Below are 11,867 nucleotides of genomic sequence, written 5' to 3' on the forward strand. Positions count from 1 at the left end.
TCTCAGGTTTCGAGCTGCGGCAGGATCACGCGGAATGCGCTCCCCTGCCCGGCGCGGCTCTCCACCTCGATGACGCCCTGGTGGTCGCGGACGATGCCGTGCGAGATGGAAAGCCCGAGGCCGACCCCCTTGCCGACTTCCTTGGTGGTGAAGAACGGTTCGAACAGGTGCGTCAGCACTGCGTCCGTCATGCCTGTCCCGCTGTCCGCGATCTCCACCACGGCGCAGCAACGTCCGTCGCGCTCCTCCATCCGGGTGCTGACGCGGATGGTCTCGTCAACTTTTTCCGGTTTGGCAAGGATCGCGTCAACGGCGTTTGCCAGCAAATTCATGAACACCTGGTTCAGCCTGCCGGGCTGGCACAGCCAGGGGGGGAGATCGTCGTAGTGCCGTTCGATGCGGATGCGGTCCTTGTAGGAGCCGTGCAAAAGCAGCAGGGCGGCGTCGAGGCACTCGTGCAGGTTCACGCTCTTTCGCTCCGCCTCATCCATACGGGAGAAGATCCTCAGGCTGCTCACGATCTCGGCGGCCCGGTTCGCGCCATAACAGGCGTTGTTCACGAGCTCATTCATGCTCTCGCGCAGTTCACCAAGCTCGTTGTCCCGGCACCACGTCTCGATGCGGCCGGTCACCTCATCGCATACCCCGCCCGGTAGGGCCTGGCAGAGCGCCATCAGCTCGTCGATCGGCGCCACGGTCTTTTTCAGCCCCTGTACGCTGGCGGCGATGAAGTTAAGGGGGTTGTTGAGTTCGTGTGCGACCCCCGCGGTCAGAAGCCCCAGGGCCGCCATCTTCTCCGACTGCACCAGGTGCACCTGGGCGCGGGTCAGGTTCTCCAGAGTCCGCGCGAGTTCGGCATTTTGCCTTTGCAGCTCTCCACGCACCCGGGAGAGCTCGAGATGGGTCTCCACCCGGGCGAGCACTTCCTGCGCCTGGAACGGCTTGGTCACGTAATCAACGCCCCCCTCGTCGAAGGCACGCAGCTTGTCCGCAGTCTCCACCGCGGCGGAGACGAAGATCACCGGGATGGAGGCGAGTGCCGGGTCCCCTTTCAACGCGCGGCAGACCTCGAAACCGTTCATCTCCGGCATGTTTATGTCGAGCATGACCAAGTCCGGGGGCTGCAGCCGCGCCGCCTTGAGGGCCATGGAACCGTTGATGGCCCCCCGCACCTCGTACCCCTTCTCCTTCAGGATCGATTCCAGCAGCTGCAGGTTGGCCGGGGTGTCGTCGACGATCAGGATCATTGCCGTTTTTTCCGTCATACCGTGTCCGCCTCTCTACCCGAAACCGCAGGTTCCCCGACCTGCCCCGGCGTTTGCAGGAGCACCTCCTCGATCAGATCGAAACGGTACCCTTCAGCATGGTCGCGCAGGCGGTCGGCCACCCCGGGCGCGCTCTCGCTGATGCATCCAAGCAGGGAAAGGATGCGCCCGCGGTCCAGCTCCCGCGCCGCGGCGATCAGTTCGGAGCGCACCTCATTGGGAAGGAGCGCCACCGCCTCGGCCATCCCCGCATCCGACAAGACGCCTTCCCCGCTTGCGACCGGGGCGCCCTCCTCGTCTTCATACTCGAACTCGACCGGAAGCAGCCGGCCCACCTTCTCGAAAAGCTCCTCCTCGCGAAACGGCTTGCGCAGGAAATCGTCGACCCCCGCCGCCATGACTTCCCGCAACTGCTCCTCGAAGACGCTGGCCGAAACGGCTATGATGGGGACGTCCTTCCCCTCGGGCAGGGCGCGTATGCGCCTGGTCGCCTCGCGCCCGTCCATGACCGGCATCACCACGTCCATGAAAACGAGGTCCGGCGTATGGGAGGCGAACGCTTCGATGCCGCTTTGCCCGTCCTTCGCCTCGATGACGCTGAACCCCGCCGGGGTGAGCATCTTCACCAGGATCTCCCGGTTCGTTTCGCGGTCGTCCACCACTAAAAGCAGCCAGGTCCGCTTTCCCGGCTTCAGGCGCAGCACCCGGCGCGGCTGCCCGGCAGGCACCGGAGCGGGCGCCTGCTCCGCCTCGACCACGGGAAGGGTCACGCGGAAACATGCGCCGTGCCCCGCTTCGCTGGAAACCGACAACTCCCCTCCCATGAGCCGTGCGTACTCGCGGCTGATCGGGAGTCCGAGCCCGGTCCCTCCCTGGGTCCTCCGGCCGACGTCCGCCTGCTCGAAGAGGCCGAAGACGTGCTGGATGTCCTCCGGAGCCACGCCGGGTCCGGTATCTTCCACCTCCACTTCCACGAACTGGCGGCCGTCACGCATGCCCCCCCGCGTGCGCAGCGCGACCCACCCCTGGTCGGTGAACTTCACCGCGTTTCCCACCAGGTTGATGACGATCTGGCGCAGCTTCCCCGCATCCCCAAGCACGTAGCGCGGCGTATCCGGATGTACGTCGAGCATGAGCTGCAACTCCTTGGAAGCCGCCTTGGGAGAGAAAACCTCCACCACATCCTGCAGCACTCCGGGCAGATCGAAAGGGAGCGCCTCAACGCTCATGCGCCCCGATTCGATCTTGGCCATATCGAGCACGTCGTTGATCAGGGCCAGGAGGTGCTCGCCGGAGCGGTTGACCGTCTTTAGGTTGCGCCGGTTCGCCGGCGAGAGGTTGGGGTCGTGCAGGACGATCTGGCTGAACCCGAGTACCGCGTTCAGCGGAGTTCTGATTTCATGGCTCATGTTGGCGAGGAACAGCGACTTCGCGCGGTTGGCCGCCTCGGCCCCCTCCTTGGCAAGGGCCAGTTCGTCCAGGGCGTTACACAGCTGCTGGTTCGCCTGCCGCAACGAACTGGTACGCTCGTCGATGCGCTGCTCCATCTCCCGGTTGATCTGTTGCAGCTCCCTGGTCCGTACGTTCACCTGCTGTTTCAGGACGACCCCGCCAACCAGGCTCATGATCAGTGCGGCGCCCAGCACCCCTCCGAGGAGCGGCAGCCAGGCCGGGAGGTTGAAGTGCACCTCTTCCGAGGTCCACCGCTTCAGCGTGGCGTAGTACGCGGACTGCGGATCCTTTTTCATCGCGGTCAGGTGGCCGTCGATGACCTCCAAAAGCTGCAGCGGCCCTGCGGCGTCCTTTCGGGCCGCGAAGCAGTAAGGGGCCGGGTCGAACATGATCGGGGTATCCTCCAATCCCGATTTCCTGGCGAACATCAACCCGTAATAGCGGTTGGTGACCCCGGCATCGACCTTGCCCGAGGCGATCATCTCGAATTCCGTCTTGTAGTTCGAGACCGGCACCTGGGTGATCTTCAAGCCGAAGCTCTTCGCCTGCCGGTCCAGGGTTTCCAGCTGGATGGTCTTCTCAAGGCCCGCCACGCGCTTGCCGTTCAGGTCCAGTATCGACTGGATGCCGCTTCCCTTGCGGGCATAGACCTGCGACCAACCGGAAAGGACGGCTACCTTGTTGAAGGAATAGACCTTCTCGCGCTCCGCCGTGTATGCGACATCCGGCATCAGGTCTATTTCGCCTTTTTGCAGGCGCTCGAGCCCTTGGCTCCAAGACCCGGTCACGTACTTAAGCTGCCACCCCTCCCTTGCGGCTATGTGCTCGATGATGTCGACGAAGATCCCCGCAGGCTTACCGGCGGCCGAGACGAAAATCTTCGGGGGGTTATCGTAGATGCCGACGGAGACGGTTCTGGAAGAGGCGAGGACGGCGGTAGGGACAAGGCAAGACAACAGCAAGACGAGACTGAAGATAAGGAGCGGGAAAACGAAGATGAAGAAGCGGGCAAAGGATGAAGGCAGGTGTCCCTGGTCATGCCAGGATCCCTTCGAGTTCATGGGTAACCTCATAGCAGCACAGGTTCCGAAGTCTGCCGCATGACGGCCCACGCGTCGGGCGGGCAGCTATTTTGACAGTACTTCCTGTGACAACACAGTTCCGCAGCCTCTCTTAAAGAGCCGTTAATATAGTGCAATCCTCGAGACAATACAATGAAGTAGCTATTGCGATAAACGCAGGTAAGAATTCGATTTCCCTTACCGTGACCGATTTAAAGCAGGGACTCCAGCACTGACGCCATCGCCTGCGCGTCGAAAGGCTTGTGCAGGGCCTTCAAGAAACCGTAGTCGCGGAAGTTCGCCATGACCGGGTCGTTGGAGTAGCCGCTCATCACGACCAGGCGCGCTTTCGGATCGAGGGAGAGGATCTGCTGCGCCGCGTCCTTCCCCCCCATCCCACCGGGTATGGTGAGGTCCACCAGCACCGCAGAGAAGGGAGCCCCCTCCTGCAGCGCCGCCCGGTACAATTCCACCGCGTCGCCGCCGTCGGCGCAGGTCACCACCCGGTGCCCTAGATGCCCTAGCATCCCCGCCGCCAACTGCCGGATCACCTCCTCGTCGTCCATCACCAGCAGGGAAAGCGCGGCGGGAGGCACCTGGCTGACGCGCGTCACCTCGGGTGCTTGTTCCTCACCGCTCGCCCCCAACGAGGGCAGATAGACGGTGAAGGTCGTACCATCGCCTTTTTGAGAATCGACGCTCACGCTGCCGCCGTGCCTTTTGACGATGGAGTAGACCGAGGCGAGCCCCAGCCCCTTCCCCTGCGGTTTGGTGGTGAAGTAGGGATCGAAAACCTTCTGGAGGTCCTCCTGCGGGATGCCGCCCCCCTCATCGGAGAACGCGATGCTCACGTACGGCCCGGGCGGGAGCTTCTGCCAGTTGTTCGCCTCGAGAAGGTGGTCGCGGGCGGTGATGACGAGCAGCCCCCCCTCGGGCATCGCCTGCACGGCGTTCATGATGATGTTGCTGAAAGCCTGGCACATCTGTCCCGCATCGGCCTCCACGGCGCTCAGCGCCGCCGGGACGTCGACGATCCCTTTCACGTTGGAACCGCTCAGGGTGAGCGAGACGGCCTCGTCCACCAGCACGCCCACCGAGGTGACCGCCCGGACCGGCGCTCCGCCGCGTGCGAAGGTGAGCAGTTGCTTGGCAAGGTCTCCCGCACGCAGCGACGCGCGCTCCGCCGCCTCTAAAAGGGGCTGGGAGCGGTGCTCCGGCTCCAGTTGCATCCTCGCAAAGGAGAGGTTACCCATGATGCCGGTCAGGATGTTGTTGAAATCATGCGCGATGCCGCCGGCTAAGATGCCGAGGGATTCCAGTTTCTCCATCTTGAGCCGCTCGTCCTCCATCGCCTTCAGCGCCTGCTCCGCCTCCCTGCTGCGGTCCCACTCGCGGTTGAAAACCTGCGTGAGCGTCGTCGTCATGATCATGAAGACAAGCACGAAGAGGACCCCGCGATAGAGGTCGTTGTACCAGTTGGCAAGGTAATCGGCCGTGGACATGGCGACGAAGACGTAGAGCGGCTGCGGTAGCGCGATCTTTCGGAAGGAGAAGACCCGCTCCACCCCGTCCACGCTGCTCTTCGTGCGGTAGGTCCCCATGCTCTCCCCCTTGGCGAGCAGCGACCTGAACCGGTTGGAAGTGACCTTGATCTCGGAGCCGCCGGGGGAGCGGTTCAATTTGGGGTAGCGCGCCACGACGCTCAAGTCCGACGCCACCAGCGACAACAGCCCCTGTTTGCCGATATTGAGCTTGGAGAAAGTATGGGACAGGTAGTCGAGGGACACCCCGGCATAGGCAAGCCCTGCGAAGGAGCCGTCCGGAGCGTTCACGCGCCGGGCAAGGACGATCATCCATTTACCGGAGATGCCGCCGATGAGCGGCTTGGAGATGACGAGCCCCGCGTCGGGGGTCTGGCGCAGGTATATGAAGTAGTCGCGATGGGCGAGGCTTTTCGTGGTTGCCGGCGTGACATTGGGACCGTATAAAGCGACCCCCGCCACATCGCTAGCTCGGAGCGAAACCAGTTCCGGGAGCCGGGCCTGCTGCCGAACTATGAAGCGGCTGAGGGCAGCGGAATCCACCCGCCCGGCCCCGAGCTGCCGTTCGTACTCGTCGCAGACCGCCTGCAACGATATGTCTATCTTGGAGAAGATGCCGGAGATGTTCTCGTCGAGCACCCGGGCAAGGTTCTGCGTCGTGACGCTTGCCCGCTCCGTGTACACGTCGCGGCTTTTCATCAAGGCGAACGAGACCATCCCGGCAACGACTATGTTCAGCACCACCACCCCGGCGAACAGGTGCCGTTTCAGAACATTGACCGATCTGCCGAGTGCTGTGTCAGTCTTAGCTTTTCCCTTTGCCATTAACATGGAGGCGGATGTCAGCTCCTATGATATTGGTTCCGTATATGTTCCAGACAGTTTGCTTCATTTTGTCAGTATGGCAATAGCTGGAATTAAAATTCTCGGGTAAAACATGCGCTCTGTAGTATGTCGATCCGGCTCAAGAAAGCACACAGAGATAAAACATGTGACGGGTCGGCGTCGGGGCGCAAAACCTTTGACTGATTTAGCTGCACTCCGGGAAAGGACTGCTATATTGAGTAAGGTTTTTTAATTCCAATCTCCGCGGACATGAGGCTTCATGGCCCCCTACCTCAACCACTTACAGCCTACGGAACAACACCTGCGACGCGGCGCGGCCCTAAGCGGCATCGTCGCGGCCGTGATCGGAGCGATACATCTCGTCTTCTGGCTCTCCGGCCTCCTTACCTCAAGCGGTTTGCACCATTTCGTGATGAAGACGAACGCCTCGTTGTGCCTCCTTCTCTGCGGCCTTGCCGTTGCCGTAGTTGCGGAAGGGCCAAGGGGCGCCAGGAGTTTGGCGGCCGTCCTGGCGGCACCCGCAGCGGTGATCGCTGCGCTCACCCTGCTCGAGCACCTCCTCGACGTCGATTTCGGCATCGACCAACTCGTGGCGTATGAACAGCCGGGTGCACTGGGGGTCCTGCACCCGAACCGGATGGGTCCCCCCGGTGCCACCGCATTCACCCTCTGCGGCATCGGCATCTTTTTGCTGCTGCAAGGAAAAAGGGTGGCGACCCAGGTGGCCCAGTTGCTGGGGGGCGTCCTTTGCCTGCTGGGTCTGATGGGGTTTCTCGGGTACCTTTACCACGTCGAAGGGCTCTATGCGGCCCCGCGCGTGACCGGCATCGCCTGGCCTACGACCTTATCGCTCATTCTCCTCGGTATCGGGCTTCTCCTCGCAAGGCCGCGAGATGCGTTCATGGCGGTATTCACGTCACCCACGCCAGGCGGCTTCGTATCGCGAGCCCTGCTGCTGCCGGCGGTTACCCTCCCCATCCTGCTCGGGTGGCTCGTCCTCACCGGCGAGGCTTACGGCCTCTACAGCATCACCTTCAGCATAAGCCTCCTCATGCTCTCCTGGATCGTCATCTTCTCGGTGATCGTCTACCAAATAGGAAAACGCGCGGAGATCCATGTGCAGGCGGTGGAAGGCCAGAAGACCCGCGAAGCGCTGCGCCAAAGCGAGGAAAAGCTGCGGGACATCATCGACAACATGGCGGAGGGACTCATCGTCATCGACGTGGAGACCGCGGGGCTCTACTGGAACCGCCGGGCCCTGGAGATGTACGACTTCGAAGAAGAGTCGGACGAAATCAAGACCTTCGAGAGCGCGGTCCGAACCATTGAGCTGAGAACGATGGAAGGGGAACTCCTGCCTCTGGAACAGTGGCCGGTTCGTCGGATTATGAGGGGCGAGGAGCTGCACGACGTCGAGCTTTTGGTAAGGCATCGGGAGCGGACATGGCAGAGGATCTACAGCTATCGGGGTACGGCGATCCGTAATACGCAAGGAAAACTGCACATGGGAGTCCTGACGATTCGGGACATTACCATCAAAAGGCAGGCCCAGGAGGCGCTCAGGGAAAGCGAGGAACTGCTGAGCACCGTGCTTGAGACGCTTCCCGTCGGGGTATGGGTGATTACCGCGAGCGGCGACATCCTGCATGCCAACAGGGCTGCTGAAGAGATATGGGGCGGCGCGCCAAAGGTCGGGATCGCCGGATACGAAAGGTACAAGGGGTGGCGGACCGATTCCGGAGAAGCGATTGCCGCAGAAGAGTGGGGAGGCGCGCGGGCCATCCTGAAAGGGGAGACCATCCTCAACGAAGAAGTGGAGATTGAAGCGTTTGACGGCAGCCGAAAGGTCATCCTTCTTTCCGCGGTCCCCATCAGGAATGACAAAGGCGAGATCACCGGGGCCGTCGCGGTAAACCAGGAAATAACGGTGCGCAAGCGGATAGAGACCGCCCTTCGGGAGAGTGAGGAGAAGTTCCGTGCCGTCTTCGAGCAGGCGGCGGTCGGGATGGGACGGGTCTCCTTTGAAGATGCGCGCTGGATCGATGTCAATGCGGCATTCTGCAACATGTTGGGCTACAGCCGCGAGGAGATGCTGACGATTCCCTGGCCCGACATCACTCACCCTGAGGACCTGGACCTTGACCTTGCGCCGTTCAGGAAGATGGCAGCGGGCGAGTTGGACAGCTACAGCGTGGAGAAGCGCTTCATCCACAAAACGGGGGACCAGGTATGGGCGCGGCTCACCCTGTCGTTGGTGCGCGATTTCGGCGGCAGGCCAAAATTCGAAGTGGCGATCATCGAGGACATCACACGCCGGAAAGAAGCGGAGGAGGCCCTGCGCAAGGCGAAGGACGAACTCGAGCTGCGGGTAAGAGAGCGGACGGCGGAGCTGGAGCAGGCGTACCTTGCGCTGCAGCGGGAAACCGACCAGCGCCTTGCCGCTGTGGAAGACTTACGGGAAAAGGAGCAGCTCCTCGTTCGGCAGAGCCGGCTGGCGACCATGGGGGAGATGCTGGCCAACATCGCCCACCAGTGGCGGCAGCCGTTGAATGTCCTCGGGCTCGTCGTCCAGCAGTTGCAGCTGACCTACGAATTGGGGCAGTTCAGCGGCGAGTTCCTGAAGGGGGAGGTCGACAGGGTGATGGCGCTCATCCAGCACATGTCGAACACCATCAATGACTTCAAGGATTTTCTGAAAGAGGAAAAAGAGCCGCAGCCGTTTGATGTAAATTCCGCCGTGGACGCCACGGTGAAACTTCTGGAAGCGCCTCTTAAAGCGTTGAGCGTCGATCTGCGTATCGAGGAGGTGGACAAGCTCGTCGTGACCGGGCACCGAAACGAGTTCTCCCACGTCATCATGAATCTGGTGAACAACGCTACGGAAGCGCTCAAGGAGCGGGGGGTGGCAACGCCGCGGATATCGATCCGCATTTTCAGGGATGGGGGGATTTCTGTGGTCACTGTCGCGGATAACGCCGGGGGCATTCCTGAGGAGATATTGCCGCGCATCTTCGAGCCGTACTTCACGACGAAAGGGCCGGAAAAGGGAACCGGGATCGGGCTCTACATGTCCAGGAACATCATCGAGAAGGGCGCGGGCGGGCGGCTCAGCGTACGGAACACCGAAGACGGTGCGGAATTCAGGATCGAGTTTCCCTGCTAGCGGTGACAGGTCCGGATGACGAGATTCAAACTAAGGACGCTGTGACGCGGTTACCGGAGGCCTCTGCAGGACAACCTTCTCGCCGCGCGCTATCTCACGCTGAAAGCTCTCGGGAATGCGAGCCCAGTCCAAGACGTCGACCAGTATCGGTAGCCCGCTTTCGCGGAGCGCCTCCCGCAGGGAATAAAGGTCGGCTTGCGGCGTCCCGATCTCCAAAGGATTCCTGACCACCAGGTCGAGATCGCTCCCGTCGTGGGACGTCCCCTGGACCCGGCTGCCGTAGGCCCATACTTCCGCATCGGGGACATGAACGGCAAGAAGCTCGCGTACGATCTCCAGCCATTCCGGGCGAATATCAAGCATCGTGCCCGCCGTTTCCCAATCGCTCACGCAAGGTTGCCTCCAGAGCGCGGGCATCCGTGAGGAATCCCGGCAGCAGCTTAAGAGTATCTTCGGCGAAACCGACGCCGTAGTCATGGGCGGTGCTGTTTCTGTTGTCGCGATAGATGAACCAGCGTGCCACAGTGTCTGTATCGAGCAGGCCGTGCTTGGCTGCGTGCCGCAGCACATCTTTGTAGGTGAGGGCATCGACTTCCCTTGGGCTGCCGGTGAACGCCTTCAGAGCCTTACGCAGGAGTTTTCCACCCGTCTCAAGAGTCAGTTCGAAACCTTTCACCACTGCGTTTCGAAAAATCTCGTAGTCGATGCTTTCAGGGTCGGATTTGCCGAGGAGGGTCAGGGATGTTTCGAGGGTCTTGATGCAGCGAGCAAAGTGATCGGTGTTGAGGTACATGGCACCTCCGGATCGAAGCTGGGAGGATGAGCTCCCATAGAGTTTGTAAAAAAAGAGGTCAGCTATTCCTAGCTGACCTTCTTTATTTTTGGGTGGTGCCCAGAGACGGAATCGAACCGCCGACACGAGGATTTTCAATCCTCTGCTCTACCGACTGAGCTATCTGGGCAAGAGACCAACTTTATACTTTGAATCGCCGATTGTGTCAACCCTTTTCTTCTAATTTTTACAGCCAGTCTTCAATGTCCTTCACTTCAGACACACAGCCGCTTTGCTGACAAAGAGAAACGTCCCTTCCTCACCCTATCCCCTCCCGCCTGCGGACTGAAGCTCTACGGGTGGGCTAGGGGACGCGGGAGACGGGCTCCAGCTGAAACCGACCGCAAATGACGCTAGGCGCGGGAGATGAAACGACCGTCGCGGGTATCCACTTTGATTTTCTCGCCGGTTTCGAGGTACGGCGGCACCTGCAGACGCAGGCCGGTCTCGAGGAGCGCTTCCTTGGTCTGTGCCGTGGCGGTGGCGTTCTTCAGCGCGGGGGCGGTCTCGGTGACGATGAGTTCGACGACCATGGGGAGGTCGACGCTCACCATGCGCTCCTGAAAGATGCCGAGCTGCACTTCGGTACCGTCCAGAAGGAAGGGGGCGATGGCTTCGAAGTTGTCTTCTTCCATCTCGAACTGCTCGTAGTTTTCGAGGTCCATGAAGACGCCGCGGCCGCCGTCGGCGTAGAGGAACTGCCCCTTGTGACGCTCGAAGTCCGCCTCGTCGACCTTGTCGCCGGAACGGAAGGTCTTTTCGAGCACCTGCGCGGTGAGCAGGTTGCGGTACTTGGTCTTCACCATGGTGTTGGCGCCGCGGGCGGAGGGGGACTGGAAGGCAACATCGAGGAGTACGCAGGGGGCGCCGTCAAGCTTGATGACGAGGCCCTTCTTGAAGTCGTTAGTGGTATACATGCTCAATCTCCTTTACGAAATGTCCCTTTTTAGCAGAATTCTGTGATAAGTTCAACCGCGCCATAAGGCGGCAGTGACAGTTAAATGGAGGCAGAGTGAAGATAGATACTGAGTTTATAAAGCTGGACAGTTTTCTGAAGGCGGTGGATGCGGTTTGCTCGGGCGGCGAGGCGAAGATCATCATAGGCGAGGGGATGGTATCGGTGAACGGCGAAGTGGAACTGCGCCGCGGCAGGAAACTGCGTCCAGGCGACAAGGTGGAGCTTGGGGGAAAAAGCTTCCTCGTGGAGTAGCCTCATCCCCCGGCGCGCTTTGCCTTGTAGCCGCGTTTCAGGAGTTCGGCAAGAAGTACCTCGGCATGGTCGCCCTGGATCTCGATCACGCCGTCTTTCGCGGTACCGCCGCAGCCGCAGCGCTTCTTCAGTTCAGCGGCCAGTGTGGTGAGCGCCGCGGCGTCGAGAGGAAGTCCGGTGATGACGATGACAGTCTTGCCGCCGCGCCCCTTGGTCTCCCGCCTGAGCCGCACGGTGCCGTCGCCGGCGGGTGCTGCGGACTTCTTGCAGATGCAGGATTTGGCGGGCTTGCCGCAGCCGGGGCACATGCGGCCGAATTCGGATGAGTAGACTACCGGGGCGTCATTCGAGCTGGTCTTTTTCATGCGTCGTTTGTAGCAGAAAAGGCGCGGCAGATTCAAGACAAGAAAAACAAAGGCTTTAACGCAAAGACGCCAAGAGAGAACCAAAAGGAAGGTTTCCCCCCCCAAATCTTTCCTTTGCGCCTTGGCGGCTTT

The 11,867-nt window shown here is 61.2% G+C and carries 9 protein-coding genes and 1 tRNA gene; 2 read left to right on the forward strand and 8 right to left on the reverse strand.

Going from position 1 to position 11,867, the window contains the following annotated elements; all coding sequences use genetic code 11:
• Positions 1-2 precede the first annotated feature (2 nt).
• The 3 genes from E8L22_RS02945 to E8L22_RS02955 form a co-directional block, all read right to left on the reverse strand.
• Complete coding sequence (locus E8L22_RS02945; RefSeq protein ID WP_136523769.1) at positions 3-1,265, reverse strand: hybrid sensor histidine kinase/response regulator; 1,263 nt, start codon at positions 1,263-1,265, stop codon at positions 3-5.
• Positions 1,262-3,778 carry an ATP-binding protein gene (locus E8L22_RS02950; RefSeq protein WP_136523770.1) on the reverse strand — a complete coding sequence of 839 codons (2,517 nt, stop codon included), beginning with the start codon at positions 3,776-3,778 and terminating at the stop codon, positions 1,262-1,264. Before E8L22_RS02950 ends, E8L22_RS02945 begins: the two co-directional genes overlap by 4 nt.
• 212 nt (positions 3,779-3,990) lie before the next feature.
• A complete protein-coding gene (locus E8L22_RS02955; protein ID WP_136523771.1) occupies positions 3,991-6,150 on the reverse strand; it encodes a hybrid sensor histidine kinase/response regulator in 2,160 nt (719 codons plus the stop codon).
• Positions 6,151-6,424: 274 nt separating this feature from the next.
• Here E8L22_RS02955 and E8L22_RS02960 point away from each other — a divergent pair, with 274 nt between their 5' ends.
• The gene (locus E8L22_RS02960; protein ID WP_136523772.1) at positions 6,425-9,328 is read left to right on the forward strand and encodes a PAS domain-containing sensor histidine kinase; all 2,904 of its coding nucleotides are present in this window, start codon (positions 6,425-6,427) and stop codon (positions 9,326-9,328) included.
• 30 nt (positions 9,329-9,358) lie between these two features.
• Here the strand turns inward: E8L22_RS02960 and E8L22_RS02965 are convergent, their stop codons facing one another.
• From E8L22_RS02965 to E8L22_RS02980, 4 genes are all read right to left on the reverse strand, one after another.
• On the reverse strand, positions 9,359-9,691 hold the full coding sequence (locus E8L22_RS02965; RefSeq protein ID WP_136523773.1) for a nucleotidyltransferase family protein: 333 nt from the start codon (positions 9,689-9,691) through the stop codon (positions 9,359-9,361).
• Positions 9,684-10,121 carry a nucleotidyltransferase substrate binding protein gene (locus tag E8L22_RS02970; protein WP_136523774.1) on the reverse strand — a complete coding sequence of 146 codons (438 nt, stop codon included), beginning with the start codon at positions 10,119-10,121 and terminating at the stop codon, positions 9,684-9,686. Before E8L22_RS02970 ends, E8L22_RS02965 begins: the two co-directional genes overlap by 8 nt.
• Positions 10,122-10,214: 93 nt before the next feature.
• A tRNA-Phe gene (locus E8L22_RS02975) sits at positions 10,215-10,290 on the reverse strand.
• 223 nt (positions 10,291-10,513) lie between these two features.
• Positions 10,514-11,077 carry an elongation factor P gene (locus E8L22_RS02980; RefSeq protein ID WP_135868552.1) on the reverse strand — a complete coding sequence of 188 codons (564 nt, stop codon included), beginning with the start codon at positions 11,075-11,077 and terminating at the stop codon, positions 10,514-10,516.
• A gap of 95 nt (positions 11,078-11,172) precedes the next feature.
• Here E8L22_RS02980 and E8L22_RS02985 point away from each other — a divergent pair, with 95 nt between their 5' ends.
• Entirely contained in the window at positions 11,173-11,370 is a 198-nt protein-coding gene (locus E8L22_RS02985) for an RNA-binding S4 domain-containing protein (RefSeq protein WP_136523775.1), read from the forward strand.
• Between the two features lie 2 nt (positions 11,371-11,372).
• On the opposite strand, the gene E8L22_RS02990 is transcribed toward E8L22_RS02985, so the two are convergent.
• Positions 11,373-11,735, reverse strand: a complete 363-nt coding sequence (locus E8L22_RS02990) for a translation initiation factor Sui1 (RefSeq protein WP_136515666.1) — start codon at positions 11,733-11,735, stop codon at positions 11,373-11,375.
• Between the last annotated feature and the right edge of the window lie 132 nt (positions 11,736-11,867).

This window comes from Geomonas ferrireducens (genome assembly GCF_004917065.1).
Lineage (GTDB): Bacteria > Desulfobacterota > Desulfuromonadia > Geobacterales > Geobacteraceae > Geomonas > Geomonas ferrireducens.

What these genes read in the sequence shown, in the direction of transcription:
- E8L22_RS02960 (WP_136523772.1), top strand. Translation starts at nt 6,425, where the DNA reads ATGGCCCCCTACCTCAACCACTTACAGCCTACGGAACAACACCTGCGA.
- E8L22_RS02980 (WP_135868552.1), bottom strand. Translation starts at nt 11,077, where the DNA reads ATGTATACCACTAACGACTTCAAGAAGGGCCTCGTCATCAAGCTTGAC.
- E8L22_RS02970 (WP_136523774.1), bottom strand. Translation starts at nt 10,121, where the DNA reads ATGTACCTCAACACCGATCACTTTGCTCGCTGCATCAAGACCCTCGAA.
- E8L22_RS02965 (WP_136523773.1), bottom strand. Translation starts at nt 9,691, where the DNA reads ATGCTTGATATTCGCCCGGAATGGCTGGAGATCGTACGCGAGCTTCTT.
- E8L22_RS02955 (WP_136523771.1), bottom strand. Translation starts at nt 6,150, where the DNA reads ATGTTAATGGCAAAGGGAAAAGCTAAGACTGACACAGCACTCGGCAGA.
- E8L22_RS02990 (WP_136515666.1), bottom strand. Translation starts at nt 11,735, where the DNA reads ATGAAAAAGACCAGCTCGAATGACGCCCCGGTAGTCTACTCATCCGAA.
- E8L22_RS02950 (WP_136523770.1), bottom strand. Translation starts at nt 3,778, where the DNA reads ATGAACTCGAAGGGATCCTGGCATGACCAGGGACACCTGCCTTCATCC.
- E8L22_RS02945 (WP_136523769.1), bottom strand. Translation starts at nt 1,265, where the DNA reads ATGACGGAAAAAACGGCAATGATCCTGATCGTCGACGACACCCCGGCC.